The 16,035-nt window shown below is 42.1% G+C and carries 10 protein-coding genes; 6 read left to right on the top strand and 4 right to left on the bottom strand.

The window, feature by feature from the left end; translation table 11 throughout:
- Window positions 1–24: 24 nt before the first annotated feature.
- Complete coding sequence (locus TY03_RS06125) at window positions 25–2,436, bottom strand: transglycosylase domain-containing protein (RefSeq protein WP_042368279.1); 2,412 nt, start codon at window positions 2,434–2,436, stop codon at window positions 25–27.
- Window positions 2,437–2,563: 127 nt separating this feature from the next.
- Window positions 2,564–2,821, bottom strand: a complete 258-nt coding sequence (locus tag TY03_RS06120; protein ID WP_042368278.1) for a type B 50S ribosomal protein L31 — start codon at window positions 2,819–2,821, stop codon at window positions 2,564–2,566.
- Between the two features lie 198 nt (window positions 2,822–3,019).
- Here TY03_RS06120 and TY03_RS06115 point away from each other — a divergent pair, with 198 nt between their 5' ends.
- The 3 genes from TY03_RS06115 (at window position 3,020) to TY03_RS06105 (ending at window position 5,746) form a co-directional block, all read left to right on the top strand.
- Entirely contained in the window at window positions 3,020–4,030 is a 1,011-nt protein-coding gene (locus TY03_RS06115; protein WP_042369212.1) for an endonuclease/exonuclease/phosphatase family protein, read from the top strand.
- Window positions 4,031–4,208: 178 nt separating this feature from the next.
- Window positions 4,209–5,213: a class II fructose-bisphosphate aldolase gene (locus TY03_RS06110; RefSeq protein WP_042368277.1), complete on the top strand. Its 1,005-nt coding sequence runs from the start codon at window positions 4,209–4,211 to the stop codon at window positions 5,211–5,213.
- 161 nt (window positions 5,214–5,374) lie between these two features.
- Complete coding sequence (locus tag TY03_RS06105; RefSeq protein WP_042368276.1) at window positions 5,375–5,746, top strand: hypothetical protein; 372 nt, start codon at window positions 5,375–5,377, stop codon at window positions 5,744–5,746.
- Between the two features lie 58 nt (window positions 5,747–5,804).
- Here TY03_RS06105 and TY03_RS06100 read toward each other — a convergent pair whose 3' ends face one another.
- Both TY03_RS06100 and TY03_RS06095 read right to left on the bottom strand, forming a co-directional pair.
- Complete coding sequence (locus TY03_RS06100) at window positions 5,805–7,655, bottom strand: glycoside hydrolase family 13 protein (protein ID WP_042368274.1); 1,851 nt, start codon at window positions 7,653–7,655, stop codon at window positions 5,805–5,807.
- A 103-nt stretch (window positions 7,656–7,758) separates the two neighbouring features.
- On the bottom strand, window positions 7,759–9,084 hold the full coding sequence (locus TY03_RS06095) for a tetratricopeptide repeat protein (protein WP_042368272.1): 1,326 nt from the start codon (window positions 9,082–9,084) through the stop codon (window positions 7,759–7,761).
- A 535-nt stretch (window positions 9,085–9,619) separates the two neighbouring features.
- Between TY03_RS06095 and TY03_RS06090 the strand changes: the two genes are divergently transcribed.
- The 3 genes from TY03_RS06090 to TY03_RS06080 all read left to right on the top strand — a co-directional run bounded on the left by TY03_RS06090 (window position 9,620) and on the right by TY03_RS06080 (window position 16,007).
- A complete protein-coding gene (locus TY03_RS06090) occupies window positions 9,620–10,537 on the top strand; it encodes a tyrosine-type recombinase/integrase (protein ID WP_042368270.1) in 918 nt (305 codons plus the stop codon).
- 461 nt (window positions 10,538–10,998) lie between these two features.
- Window positions 10,999–14,148 carry a SusC/RagA family TonB-linked outer membrane protein gene (locus TY03_RS06085; protein ID WP_042368268.1) on the top strand — a complete coding sequence of 1,050 codons (3,150 nt, stop codon included), beginning with the start codon at window positions 10,999–11,001 and terminating at the stop codon, window positions 14,146–14,148.
- 29 nt (window positions 14,149–14,177) lie between these two features.
- On the top strand, window positions 14,178–16,007 hold the full coding sequence (locus TY03_RS06080) for a RagB/SusD family nutrient uptake outer membrane protein (RefSeq protein ID WP_042368267.1): 1,830 nt from the start codon (window positions 14,178–14,180) through the stop codon (window positions 16,005–16,007).
- The last annotated feature ends 28 nt before the right edge of the window (window positions 16,008–16,035 follow it).

Here is a 16,035-nt window from a genome sequence, read left to right as displayed (position 1 = left end):
ACCTAAATGAACATAGGGTTTTCCCTATTTTGCTTCTTTGATTATTTCACCGATATCGATCATTTCTTCTTCGCTGACTAAACTATCGGGCAAGCTAACGGCTACAGAGTCGGTATCCTTGGGTGGATAGGTACTGCGGCAACCGTAAGATTTATTGATCTTCTCTTTGGGTTGCGGAAATTTGCCCCGGTACTGTTTCAAACTCTGGTCTTTGAGTACTCCTTCCATGAAATAAGCAAAGATGGGTAGCGCGGTGCGGCTTCCCTGTCCCAGCTCGCCTGTACGGAAGTGGATGCTTCGGTGTTCGCCACCTACCCAGGCACCTCCCACTAAATGAGGAGTAACCCCCACAAACCAAGCGTCGGAGTGGTTGGATGAAGTTCCTGTTTTACCTCCAAACTCTGTATCGTAACGAAATAGATCGTAACCAAAGAGAGCTTGCGAGGTACCCAAAGGTTCAGTGAGACCTGCTTTGAGCATCTCGGTCATTAAAAAGGCTGTTTCGTACGGAAGTGCCTGTGTTGGTTGAGGCTGATATTCATACAAGACCTTTCCCGATTGATCTTCGATGCGCGTTACCAATACGGGATCGTGTGTGATGCCTTCGTTAACAACCGTAGTATAGGCATTGACTAGCTCCAACAGCGAAACATCCGAAGCACCCAAGCTGAGGGCGGGAGTTTCTTCGAGTGGAGTTCGAATACCCATGACTTTGGCCGTTTGAGCCACTTTATCAATACCAACTTCCTTGGCTACCTGCACGGCGATTGTATTAATGGAGCGGGCAAAAGCTGCTTTAAGTGAAAGGGTGTCTCCGGTAAACTCACCATTGGCATTGCGTGGAATCCATTTGGCCGGCTTTCCATCTTCCACTACATCCCAGGTCAGATACTGATCCACACGCTCATCGCAAGGAGCCATGCCTTGGTTGATACCTGCCGCATAAACAAAAAGCTTAAACGTAGAGCCAGGCTGTCGTTTAGATAATACTTTGTCGTACTTCCACGAGCCAAAGTTGATGTCTCCTACCCATGCTTTGATGAAGCCTGTCTGTGGTTCCATAGCCACAAAACCACAATGCATGAAGCGTTCCATATAGCGAATGGAATCCATTGTGCTGATGGTCGTATCGCGTGTGCCACGATCGTAATCAAATACCTTGAGGCGATGAGGCTGATTCAGGTAATAACTGATAGAATCGGGTTGATTGGGGTATTTCTGCTCCAGAAGCTTGTAAGCAACAGTGCCTTTGGCCAAGTCTTCGATAAAGTTAGGTATTTCCTGATGATTGCGGTCTCGCCATGGGTGCTGGTTGCCCCAGTGGTTGTTAAAGTTGCGTTGTACGGTACGCATCTGCTTATCGACGGCCGCTTCGGCGTATTTCTGCATACGGGTATCTACGGTCGTGTATATTTTCAGACCGTCGGCATATAGGTCTACATCATTCTCCTTGCACCAATCCTCCAGTTCCGAGGCCACAGCTTCGCGGAAGTAAAGTGCTTGTCCGTCGTAGTTGGTCTCGATGCTATAATTGAGTTGAATGGGAATCTGCTTGAGCGAATCGAATGCTTCACGGCTGATTATGTGGTTCTTCATGAGATTCTCCAATACTACATTGCGACGCTTGAGGCTATTCTTGGGGTTGAGTCTTGGGTTATAGGTCGTAGTAGCCTTCAATAGTCCCACAAGCGTGGCGGCCTGCTCGTAGGTAATTTCTTGTGGGGTGGTATGAAAATAGGTTGCACTGGCTGTTTTGATACCAAAAGCGTTACTCCCGAAATCGACTGTATTAAGATACATGGTCAGAATCTCCTTTTTAGAATAGAAACATTCGATCTTGACCGCTGTAATCCACTCTTTCGATTTCATGATGAGAAGCTTTACTCCCGGGATATAACCTAATAAGCCGGTCGAGTATTGCGAACGCACTTTGAACATGTTCTTCACCAATTGCTGGGTGATGGTGCTTGCACCGCGTGCCTGTCCTTTGGCCATGTCTTTAACTGCCGAGAACACACCTTGCAGGTCAACCCCGAAGTGTTGATAGAACCGTTCGTCTTCGGTACTGATGAGGGTTTGAATGAGCTTGGGAGAAATTTCTTCGAACTTGACCGGGCTTCTGTTTTCGCGGAAGTATTTGCCGATCATTTTGCCATCGGCACTGTATATCTCCGAAGCAATGGGTTGATTGGGGTTGTGTATGCTCGATAGGCTGGGCGACTTTCCGAATAGCCACAAGAAGTTAATGTCTACCATGCCCAGATAAAGCAGGAAGAGTAACAGGAAGGTGGCAATAGACAGGCCTCCCTTTTTATACCAACGGGCACCATGGTAAAGATTTATATACCAGTTCCCGAAGGATCTACATTTTTCAGTAAGATAATGGAAGACGCTTTTTGCGCGTGATACCCATTGATGGGAATCAAATTTTATCATAATAGCTTTATCATATAAAACGACTGCAAAATTACGAAGTTGTTTTGATATTTCCATGCACAAATACCAAAAAAGAGGAAACTCTCGAAAGAATTACCTCTTTTTTATCTGTCGGTTAATCGACTGATTATTTTTTCTTTGCGCGGTCACCGTAACGGTTCATGAACTTATCAACACGACCTGCTGTATCTACCAATGTAGACTTACCTGTGTAAAAAGGGTGAGAAGTGTTTGAGATTTCGACTTTCACTAACGGATACGTTTCACCTTCGAACTCGATAGTCTCTTTTGTGTTAACAGTCGATTGAGACAAGAACATATCGCCGTTTGACATATCTTTGAATACTACCGGACGGTATCCTTCTGGATGAAGACCTTTTTTCATTTTGAATATTTGTTTTTAATTATTATATCGTTTAACTATTTGGTAAGAATAGTGTAATGGACATTTTTCAGTGCGCAAAGATAATGCTTTTCTGCGAATAAGAAAAAAGTTTCGATAAAAAACAATCTTTCTCACTTTTTTTTGTGACTTTTGTAGTAGAATAATCCGCCGATTGATCTATTAACACATTATATGTATATGAAGAGAATAATTATTGTATTGAATTTGATGCTGCTTGTTGCTTTTGCCTCACAAGCGCAGAATGCGAAACAGGGAGTATATAGCGTAGCGTTTTACAACCTTGAAAACTTGTTCGACACGATTCATGACAGTGGGAAGGACGACTACGAATACCTGCCCGATGCTGCCAAAGAATGGAATACAGAGAAGTATATGGCTAAATTGGCTAATATGTCGAAAGTATTGAGTCAGCTCTCGCGTGATAAAGTAGCGGAAGGACCCGCAGCTATCGGTGTAGCCGAAGTGGAGAACCGTCGGGTACTGGACGATTTAGTGAATCAACCCTCCTTGAAAGGGTATGAAGTAGTGCACTACGAAGGACCCGATAAGCGCGGCATCGATTGTGCATTGCTGTACAATCCCCAGCAGTTCGAGGTGGTATCGAGCCGGTTGGTTCCTTCGGTTCCATTCGAGGGAGATACGGTTCACCTTACCCGTGGCTTTTTGATTGTGAATGGAAAGCTGGCAGGCGATAATGTTTGCTTCATCGTTAATCACTGGCCTTCGCGCGGGGCAGATTCTCCTGTACGTGTGCATGCGGCTCGTCAGGTAAAAGTCTTGGCCGATTCATTACTGAAAACCGATAAGAATCTGAAACTTATCGTGATGGGCGATTTGAACGATGACCCCATGGACGAAAGTTTGGCTGCCTTGGGTGCTAAGAAGCATCAGCAGGAAGTGAAGGTCGGAGAGTTCTTCAACCCCTTTTGGGAAGTACTCGAAGACAAGGGAGTGGGCACGCTGCTCTACCGTGGCAAATGGAACCTGTTTGATCAGATTATCGTTTCGTCTTCATTGCTCAATGCCAAGAAAGGACTTTCTTATGCCGGCAATGAGGTTTTTCTTCGCGACTACCTGATTCAGCAAGACGGAAAGTACAAAGGATCACCCTTGCGCACTCACGGAGGTAAACTGTGGCTCAACGGATATAGCGATCATTTGCCTACCATTATCTATCTGAAGAAATAGTTTCTCACTTTGCTACATCGAGATTACAATAAAGTATTAAATGATATGCATAGCTGTGAAATGAGATTGAATCGTATTCATAATTGGGTATATTTATGACTTGCTGTTTCTCTATTAAAAGTTTTATGCTTACTTTTGCATAGAATTTTTATTCACTAACAATAAACTTTTAAACAAAATGATTAACTACAAAGATTTAGGTCTTGTAAACACCAGAGAAATGTTTGCAAAGGCTATTAAAGGCGGATATGCTATCCCTGCTTTTAACTTTAACAACATGGAACAGTTGCAGGCTATCGTGAAGGCTGCTGTGGAAACTAAATCTCCGGTTATCCTTCAGGTATCTAAAGGTGCTCGTCAATATGCAAACCAAACATTGCTTCGTTATATGGCAGAAGGTGCTGTAGAATACGCAAAAGAATTGGGTTGTGCTAAACCGGAAATTGTTCTTCACTTGGACCACGGTGACTCTTTCGAAACTTGCAAGTCTTGTATCGATATGGGTTTCTCTTCAGTAATGATCGACGGTTCTCATCTTCCTTACGATGAAAACGTAGCTCTTACAAAGAAGGTTGTTGAGTACGCACATCAGTTTGATGTAACTGTTGAAGGTGAACTTGGTATATTGGCTGGTGTTGAAGATGAAGTGTCTGCAGACCACCACACTTATACTGAACCGGACGAAGTAGTAGACTTCGTAACGAAGACCGGATGCGATAGCTTGGCTATTTCTATCGGTACTTCTCACGGTGCTTTCAAATTTACTCCCGAGCAATGTACTATTGATCCGAAGACAGGCCGTTTGGTTCCTCCTCCTTTGGCATTCAATGTATTGGATGGTGTAATGAAAGAACTTCCAGGTTTCCCTATCGTTCTTCACGGTTCATCTTCAGTGCCTCAGGAAGAAGTGGATACCATTAATAAATATGGTGGCGCGTTGAAGGCTGCTGTTGGTATTCCTGAAGAAGAGTTGCGTAAAGCTGCTGCTTCTGCTGTTTGTAAAATCAACATCGACTCTGACAGCCGTTTGGCTATGACTGCTGCTATCCGTAAGGTATTTGCAGAGAAACCAGCTGAATTCGATCCACGTAAGTACTTAGGACCGGCTCGTGACAGCATGGAGAAACTTTACAAAGAGAAAATCATCAACGTATTGGGTTCAAACAATAAGTTGGCTGAATAAGACTCCTTACCTAATCGGTATTAAATAAAAAGAAGGCTGCTCCTGATGGGGCAGCCTTTTTTATGAGACTTGCATTAATAGATGACGCAAGTCTCTGTTTTTGTATATTGATATAGAATTTTATATCTTTGTGGGGTAAACTTACCTAATAGCTACAATACATGGAAAATAAGAACAATGAGCTGGATTTAGGCGAACTGTCTGAATATGCAAAATCTTTGTATGAGAATAATCTTTCGGTGGAGGAGATGAAAAATGCCTTACTACGCCAAGGGGCGACGGAAGAGCAAGCTATACAAATTCTTCAGGAGGTTGATAACAAAACAAAAGTGGAAAAGAGCAAGAAAGCTGTTTATTTTCTTAACGGAGGAATTGGTTTTTTAGTGGTTGGTGTTTGCATGTCTGTCAATAGTTACTGTAGTGCCGGCCCTGGAGAGGTTTATACAATCTATGTAAAAACGATGTTGGCTGGTTTTGTTTCTTTACTGTATGCATTAATCGATATCTACGCTAGTAAAGAGAAAAGAATTTGAAAAACAAGAAGATGTATCAGTCTGATACACCTTCTTGTTAGATTCACTATAATAAGAATTATAGCTCGATCACAAGCGATTCGCGCGGTGTCATTCGGAGCTCTTCATTCAGTTGTACGATCTTTCCGGTCAGTACATCTTTGCCTTGTTTGCTGTCTTTCAATACCTCATTATAGAATTTTAGCGGTAGCGTCGTTTCTTTATCCGTTCCGTTTAGTAGTACGAAAACCGTTTTACCGTTGTACTGTCGGGCGTAGGCATACACGCCGTTTTGTACCATAAACTGCACCATATCGCCGTTGGCTATCACTTCGTTTCCTTTGCGCCAGTTGAGCAAGGTTTTGTAGAAGTCATACGCTTCGTTCTGTTGGTTGGTGCGTCCCGATGCGGTAAGAGCATTTTCTTTATCATCGGCCCATCCACCGGGGAAGTCCTTACGTACATAGCCATCGCTTTGAGCCTTGGTACCATTCATCATCACCTCGGTTCCGTAATAAAGTTGCGGAATGCGGCGGGTAGTTAATAGTATTACCGAAGCTTGTTTGAGCATAGGCAGATTATTACCTTCGCCCAAGAAGCGGTCGGTATCATGGTTCTCAATGAACGCCAGCACCGAGGCAGGATTGGGGTAGAGGAAATCGTATACGAAGCTGTTGTAAACCCGGTCGAGTCCTTTGAACCAAGTTTCGGTCTGCTCGTTTTTGGCTGTATTCATTTTATCGTAGAAGCTGAAGTCCATCACCGTTTTCAGGTTGCTGTTTCGGGGAGCCGATAGTTTGGAGTCTTTTTGCCACCAAGCGGTATAAGCAGGCTCGGTTACCCAGGTTTCGCCTACGGTGTTGTAGTTCGGATACTCTTCGTTTAGCTCCTTCATCCAATTGCTCATGGCGTCGTAGTCGGCATAGGGATACGTATCCATGCGGATACCATCGATATCGGCATACTCGATCCACCAGATGCTATTTTGCAGCAGGTATTTGTATACGTGCGGGTTCTTTTGATTTAAATCGGGCATGGCTGTTACAAACCAGCCGTCGTTCATTTGATCGAAGTCGTATTTCGAAGCATACGGATCAACGTGTGGTGTTAGTTTGAACGATGTTTGCACAAAGTTATTCTGATGATCGGGGTTGTTGAAAAAGTCCTTCGAGGGCATGTCTTTGATCCAAGGGTGTTCTACACCGCAGTGGTTGAAAATCATATCCATCACCACCTTGATGCCTCGGTCGTGCGATTTCTCTATGAGTTGACGATACTCTTCGTTGCTACCGAAACGAGGATCTACCTTATAATAGTCGGTCGTGGCATAGCCGTGATACGAACCACCGGTCATGTTGTTTTCGAGTACGGGTGTGAACCAGAGTGCAGTAACACCGAGGTCGCTGAAGTAATCCAGGTTCTTTTCTATACCTGCCAAGTCGCCACCGTGACGTGCATTCGGATCGTTGCGATCTACCTTCGATTCAGCCATACCCGGCACTACATCATTGTCGGGGTTGCCATTGGCAAAGCGGTCGGGCATGAGTAGGTAGAGTGCGTCCGAGGCATCAAATCCTTTGTGTTCGCTTCCTTTCTTCTTGCGGGCTTTGAGCTCATACTCTTTCACTATTTTCTTTTTTCCGACAGTAAAGGTAATCGGAAATTTGCCCGGCTTCACCTCTTTGTCGAGATGGAGATAGACGATCAGGTAATTATTGCTTTCGACCTTGACGGTACTACTGAGCGAAACACCCGGATAGTTGAGTGATACGGAAGCATCGCCAATGCCTTGCCCCGAAACCATCAGCTGTAGTTCGGGATTTTTCATGCCTACATACCAGCAGGGAGGATCTATCTTACTTACGTTGATAGCCGCATAGGTACTAAGCGATGTTAGAAATGTAATAAGGATAAATAAAAGTTTCTTCATGATATAGGGTACTATAATAATTAACGATGCTAATATAGTTGTAATTTCTTGAAATAGTCTTATGCCCGATAGAGCTGCTACTTATATATTTATGCAAACGTTTTCATGACCCTTTGGGAGCACCATCTTTGAAGAAGTTCTCTTTCTTTCGTTCGTTTCTCAGATCGTTTAGCCAGTTCTCTGCTGCGTTGTAGTAGTTTTTAATATCTGCCTCCACTTCTCCTTTATTATTTAATACGGCGGGTTGCTCTTTCGCTTCTTTGGGTTTGGTTTTCAGAAATATTTCAAGACATTGTTCGGCACTTTTTTTATCTTTTAGCGAGCGGTCGTATACCTGTGCCATCTCATACCATAGCCGGTGATTTGCCTTGTCGTATTTGTATTGCTCTTTCATACTCTCTATCTGTTTGCCTGGCATTAAGGCCATTTTGTAGCACTCTACCATCCCTTTGTAGAGTCGGATCATGGCACTGTCTTGTGGCGTAGCCAGTTCGATGGCTAAATTTAAGTATTCCACACCTTCTTTCTTCCATGATGTTTTAGCACACGATCTTCCCAGGTAATAAAGTAGGTTTATGTTGCGCGGATCATAAGGTAAAGCTTTCTCGAGCATATCGTGTGCTGCGTAGAAGTTTTCGTTGGCATAGTAACATATTCCGGAGTAATAGAGTGTCAGATATGTTTTATCGCCATGAGCAATGAGGTATTCGTATCGTAGGGTTGCCATTGGGTAGTCGGCTGATAGGCAATAGGCCAATGCATTTTGTCGGTTCACTGCCATATTTGTCGAGTCTATCTGCCTGTATTTCTCAGTCGCTTCGATGGCCGATGAATACTCTTTCATGGCATTATAGATACTGCCGAGTTTGGCTGCTGCCACATAGTCATCGGGATATTTGTCTTGAATGATGTGATAATTGCCCAACGCTGCATCTAGCTCAGTGGGATACATACCCTCTGTGCTTTGTGCCACCAGATGTAGTACAACGGCCGAGCTGTCCGTTTCAGCCAGAAGGCTACTCTCGCCCAATGCTTCTTCAAATTGTTGTAGCGTACAAAGTAGATTGATGTATTGTAGCCGTACGTATTTGCTTTCGGGGTTTAAGTCCAATGCCAAACGGTAGTACTGCAAGGCTTCATCGTTTTTGGCCATCGTCTTGCAGCATTCGGCGGCTTCAATGATAGGTAGCGGATTAGTCGGATCGGCCTCTATCACCTGCTTGAAGGTGCGCAGTGCTTCTGCATTGCGACTCAGCCCTTTCTGTGCTTTTCCTTTCTGAAAGAGTAGGGCAGGGGTTGGCTTCTCTTTCTCTATCAAAGCAATGGCTGTTTCGTAGTTGTAGCTACTCATTGCTTCCTGAATAGACTTGTTTTGTGCCATAATTGAGACACCTATACTGAAAAAGAATAAAATGAATACTGTTCTCATGGTATTATTTGCTTTAAGTTTTGACTGATTATTTCCGCAAGTTACTAAAAATAAATAATCTACGATAAATTCGTAGATTATTTTATATAGATTAACACAAGCCTATTTATTTAATTTATTCCTTTTTTGGTCGTAATCTTTTGTTTATGAGTAGGTTGTGCAGTTTGTGTTAGACGTTGGTGGTCGTACTTTTCTTTGTTTGTCAAAGTACTATTTTAACGGTGCGTTAAAATAGTACTCTTGGTATGGAAGAGTACGTACTCTTTTGTGCCAAGAGTATATACTCTTGTGTATAAGGAAATATGGAAGTGAAAATGGTATTAACAATGTTAAAATGAAGGAAGATGGAAAGGCGACTTAGAGATAGCTACATTGACTAATTTTGAATGAATACACAAGCGAAAGATATTTTGTATTGTTCGGATAAACAATTTACCTTGATTTTTCCTTTGTATTGCATATTCTTTGCGTATTAGATATTGAGTGATTCTATATACGTAATTGTCTATAAAAAGTATAACTTAATTTTTTATGTATGAAAACAAAAGATTTGTTCTTTTTTATGGAGGGATTAATCCGAACGCAACGAGCAGAGCAACGTTTCGGAACAGCTCATGTATACCAGAGTACGCTAAACCGCATTCGAAAGTACGAACGAAGTAAGTGGATGTCTTTTGCTAAACTTACACGTGAGTGGTTGAAGAAGTTCGAGGAGCAATTGCGCTTTGAACAACTCAAAGAGAACACTATTTCTACCTATCTGCGTATGCTCAAAGCGGTATATAACCAAGCTGTAGATGCTGGTTTGGTGGCGTATACTCCCCGTCTTTTCAAGCAAGTACATACCGGGGTCGATGCCAAGAGAGACCGAAGTTTGGAAACCAAGGCATTGCAAGAGTTGATTACTCCTTCTCGCTTGCTCCGGAGAGATTTGGAAGCTACCCGCTCGGTGTTTCTTTTATTACTGATGCTGCAAGGTATGCCGTTTGTCGATTTGGTTCATTTGCGAAAGTGCGACCTAAGAGATGGCGCAATAATATATCGTAGGCAGAAGACAGGTAGTGAATTGAAGGTGCTCGTTGATGCCCAAGCAATGAGAATAATTGAAAGATATCGAAGCACCGATGTTGATTCGCCTTATTTATTCCCTTTTATCAATGCTTGTGGTAAAGATGGGTATCGACAGTATCAGAACGCTTTGCGTAAATTTAATCAATCTTTGTCCGTATTGAGTCTGCTGTTAGGACTAGGTACAGGTTTAAGTTCTTACAAAGCTCGACATACTTGGGCCTCCCTTGCCAACTTTTTGGGATTCGATAAGAAGCTCATTAGTGAATGCATGGGACACTCGTCGCTGAAAATAACAGAAACTTATTTTAAAGCTCAGGGTGATGCTCGTATGAAGACAATAAATCAAGGGGTAATAGGCTATTTAGCTACTTCGTTAAGCTGAAGTGCGATTTGTAAACACCTTATTAATAACACAATACAATTCTGTTACTTAGTAGGTAACGGATACTTAAAATACACGACAAATATAAGAACAATTCTGGAAAAACAAAAAAAATACTTAAAAAATAACCAATAATAGATACTTCCCTCTCTTTTCTAGAAAGCGAAACCAGATTTTATACAAGTCAAATAAGGCTTGTATGCAATCATTGTTGTCTTATTTTCTATTTATAGCCATTGTACGGTTGTAAGTTGTGCTTACTTCCGTTACCTACTAAGTAACAGATGTAAGCCGAATATTATTCTCAGCATAGTTCGGCATAGATAACCTATTTAATACATATGAATTAAAATGTGATGAGCCTATGGAAAATGAATGAAAAACGACAATTTATCCTGTATATAGCTTTTGTGTGCTATACTAAAAAACACATTTTTATGTTTAACCGAATAATTTAATTTATGACAAAAAGAATGAACCGATTTCCGAGTGTTACACGAGCTCGAGAAATAAACTTTTTAAAAGTAGCAGGTATTAGTTTCCTGCTTTTTTGTACTACACCACAATTTGTTGTGGCTGATATCTATGAAAGTACGACCGTCACAACCACACAACAAGTCAAAGGCGATAAAATAACAGGTAAGGTGGTTGATGAAAGCGGAGAAGTAATTATTGGAGCCTCTGTTAAGGTACAGGGTACAGCTATCGGAACGATCACCAATTTGGATGGAGAGTTTACACTTGAAGCTCCTAAAAGAGGAGTTTTAGAAATTACTTACATCGGATACAAAACGCAAGAAGTACCTATTGGTAAGCTTAAAAATCTGCGTATAACAATGGAAGAAGATACTAAGGCACTCGATGAAGTAGTGGTAGTGGGGTATGGTACGACATCCAAGCGGAAAACGACCTCTGCCATTGCTACTGTTGATGCCGAAAGTATTGCCAAAGTACCCACAGCCAATATTACTCAAAGTTTGGCTGGTAAAGCACCTGGGTTGATTGTAAGCACTTCGGGTGGTGGTATTGGTAAATACTCTACCGTATCTATTCGAGGTGGTGGAACTCCGCTGGTTGTTATCGATGATGTAATTGCTGAATATCGCGATTTTGAGAACCTCAATGCTGATGATATTGATCAGATGACGATTTTAAAAGATGCGTCGGCTACAGCTGTATATGGTGCGCGAGCTTCTAATGGTATTTTGATGGTGGTAACCAAACAAGGAAAGGCTGGAAAGATGAGCATCAACTACAATTACAATTACAACATGAGCCAGCTAACCGACTTACCGAAAAAACTCGGATCGTATGACGCTGCTTACTACCTCAATTTGAGCCAGATCAATGATGGGCAAAAACCTTCATACAGCCCTGAAGAGATGGAGAAGTTTCGTACGGGTTCAGACCCCTATAACTATCCCGATGTTGATTGGCAAGGTTTAACGCTAAGAAGTTTTGCTCCCGAACAGAAGCATACGCTCTCTATTAGCGGAGGTAGCGAAAAGGTGAAAGTTTTCACCGGATTGTCCTATTATGATCAGGAGTCAATTTATAAGTTTAATACGCATAATATGCAACGCTATAATATGCGTACCAATCTGGTTGCAGATTTTAAAGAGATCGGGTTAAAGGTGACATCGGGTCTCGATGGCTATATTAGTCATACTACTGCTCCGTCTTCTCACTTCGGCACCGGTTATTACTATGTGTGGGGGCATATACAGAATAAGAAACCGATGGAGTTGGCCTATAACAAGTTTGGACAACTTTATCAACAGAGTGATAACCCTTTGGTCGAAATCAGTCCTGAAGCCGGATATAACAAATCAAAAATTCTGTCAATTAATGCGAACTTAGCTTTGGAATGGAGTGTGCCCCAGGTAGCGGGATTAAGGCTAAAAGCGTTGGGGCATTACCGCGTTAACAGTGACCAGACAAAACAGTGGACGAAGACACCAATTATGTACGATCAGGAAGGTAATCCGGGTACACCGAATAAGCCCAATCTGACCAAATGGTATTACACAGGCAATAACTATACAACCCAGTTCTTTGCCAACTACGACCGTACGTTTCATGAAGTACATACCGTTGGAGCCACAGTTGGTATAGAAGCCAGTAAATATATTTTCGATAACTCAACTCTCTCTCGTGAGGAGTATTTACTCGATGTAGATCAAATAGGAGCCGGTCCTGTATCAACTTCTAAAAACAGTGCATACGAAGCGGAAATGGCTAAAGCCGGTGTAGTAGCTCGTTTGAAATATGATTATGCCAGCAAGTATGTGGCCGAAGCAAGTATGCGTTATGACGGTAGTGATAATTTTCCAAAGGACAAACGTTGGGGAGTCTTCTATTCGGGCTCTTTAGCTTGGGTGTTGTCTGAAGAATCATTTTGGAAACCACTAAAAAATAAACATATCTTCGATCAATTCAAGATTAGAGGATCCTATGGTGAAATCGGGTTGGACGAAACAAATCGATATTCGTATATGGCGTCTTATGGATTGAGCGAACGAGGGTATCTCATTGCAGGTCAATTTGTACCGGGTTTCTCCGAAGGAGCACTTGTTAGTAAAGATATCAGCTGGTACACCAGCAAGAATATGAATATTGGTTTTGATTTCGGATCGTTGAATAATCGCCTTTCGGGCTCTGTCGACTACTTCCGCATGTCTACTACAGGATATTTGGCTTCACCTTCCAATGTCGGTTACACTGCTCCTTTGGGAACCAGTCTTCCGAATGTAAAAACAAATGGTGAAAATATTCGTCAGGGAGCTGAGTTCATCTTGCAATGGAAAGAGAAAAGAGGTGATTTTGAGTATACTGTATCGGCCAATCTTACCTACTTTGACCAATACTGGAATATCAATCCGTTTGAGTCGGAAGTCGATCTAAAGAATCCTTATAAACGTAGTACACAGGCAAAAGGGTATTATGGTATAGGTTATACTAATTTAGGATTTTATCAGAGTAAGGAAGATGTAATGAACTCTCCAAAGCGTCCGGGCTCAGTAAACTTAGGAGCAGGAGACATTAAATACGAAGACTTTAATGGAGACGGTATCATTGATGGAGCCGATCAACACCGTATTGGTAAAAATGGATTTCCGCGTGCCAATTATGGTGTGAATCTCGATTTGAATTACAAAGGATGGTTCTTGAGTATGTTATGGCAGGGAGCTACCGCTAGGGATATGTATATGGGTAATATGATTCAAGGCAATCCATCGGGAGGATATTTGCCGGTAATTTATGGTTTCCAAACAGATACCTGGACTTCTGATAACCGTGATGCTTTGTATCCTCGTTTGAGAAGCAGTAGCAACTACAACGGTAATAATAACTACGGCTCATCGGATTTCTGGCTCATCAATGGAGCTTACCTGCGTTTAAAAAACTGTAATATTGGCTATAACTTTAAGCATAAGATACTGAAAAAGACAGCGTGGATCACGAAGTGCAACTTATCTCTGTCCGGATACAATATACTCACATTCAGTCCGGCAACTAAATACGGTATGGACCCTGAAATCGGTAATGCGAATATGTACGACTATCCGGTTCAACGAACCTACTCTATTAGTTTGAATATAGGTTTCTAATATAAAAAAGAATTAATAAGATTTTTATTATGAAAATAATCAAATATATACTTCCGTTGCTTTTGTGCAGCACACTTGGATTGCAAAGCTGCAATGATTTCTTAGACACCAAACCGTCGGCTATTTATACTGAAGATTTGGTTTGGAGTACTCGCAATACCGCCGAAGCTTTTATTTTGCAAACATACAATTCCATTATCGGTAGTTATACTGATTTTAAAACAGAAGACTGCTTTACCACGAACTCCGTATGGGTGTATCAGGGGTGTCCTGCCGAAGTGAAGGAACAAAAAGACAGGGATTGGGATTTTGGATTCGGCAACTTCGGTACAGTGAGGAGATGCAATCTTATTATTGAAAAGGTGCAAGCCTCGCCAACGCTGAGTGAAGCCGAAAAGAAGGAATTGATAGCCGAAGGGAAAATGCTGCGTGCTATGACCTACTACTATCAGGCCAAACACACAGGGCGTGTAATCTGGGTTGATCGAGTATTGACCGAAACCGATGAGTTTAATCTGCCGCTCACTAAAACCATTGTCGAATCTTATAGCTATATCTTAAAAGACCTGGATGATGCAATCAACGGACTACCGAATGAATCTAAAACCGGACGTTTAAACAGAAATGCTGCGTTGGCTTTGAAGTCGGAAGTATGCTTGACGGCAGCTGCTTACACCGGAAATAAAAGTTTATATGCGCAAGCAGTAGAGGCTGTAGATGCCATCAAGGGATATTCTCTGGATAGTAAATATGAGAGTATGTTTAATCAAGATGGTGCGTACAGTTCGCCAGAAATTATCTTTGCACATTATCGTAGCAAGGAGAATACCAGTTGCCAAAATACCTTAATGCAAGAGATGATTCCGAATCAAAATAACGATGCTATTAATAATTATAAATGTTCGCCCACGTTTAAAAAAGATTATATATTTGAAGCGTGGATGTCTCATGCACCTTCTCAAAACTTAGTGGATGACTATCTGGTGATAGATAGACTAACAGGCAAGGCTGTGAGATGGAATGAATCGACTCAGTTTAAGAATAGCACCAAAGTGGTTGCTCCGGCCACGTTGAATCTGGCTTTTGACCCGAAGGAAATTACTGCAGAGAGCATTGGGTATGAATCGATAGATGGCTCTAAGCTGAATGAGTTGATGTATGAAAATCGCGATCAACGTTTCTATGCAACGATTGTTTACGACTCTTGTCAGTTTTATGGTGAAACAGTTACGCTGTGCAAACAGGGAAACCTAAACCGCACAGCTCGTGTGGGGGCACCCGGCACTTCGCATATGCCTTTAACGAATTATATCTGGCGAAAAGGAGTCTACAATGTATCATGGCGCATATATAGTGGAGTACCGACCGATTATCATTCGGTTATTTTTCGTTATGGTCGAGCATTACTTAATAAAACTGAAGCTCTGCTCTGTATGGCGAAAGAAGACGCTTCTAAGTTGTCTGAGGCAGTAGCAACGATGAATCGAACCCGTATGGTACACGGTGGACTGCCACCATCGGAAGCCGTTACGTTGGTTCAGGCATGGAGTGATTACAAAACAGAACGCCGTGTGGATTTGGCTATGGAAGGAGACTATTATTGGAGTCTTTTGCGTTGGGGAAAATATGGTTATGAGGCCAATCATGGACAAAACCCGGGCAGTGTGATTAAAGAGCTTAATATGCCTGCTACATTCCCTGAAATAAGTAAAGACAGGCAGCGTATGTTTATAGGTAATGTACAATTCACCAATGACAGCCGAGAGTTTAGAACCCGTCGTTACCTATTCCCCATCCCACAAGGACAAATCAATGCCAATGCTGCATTGACAGAGGCTGATCAAAACGAAGGATGGTAGACAATTTAGTTACTAATATGATAAAAGA

It is taken from the genome of Bacteroides neonati (assembly GCF_000499785.1).
GTDB classification, from domain to species: domain Bacteria; phylum Bacteroidota; class Bacteroidia; order Bacteroidales; family Bacteroidaceae; genus Bacteroides; species Bacteroides neonati.
This window is presented reverse-complemented; position numbering and strand designations above follow the sequence as displayed.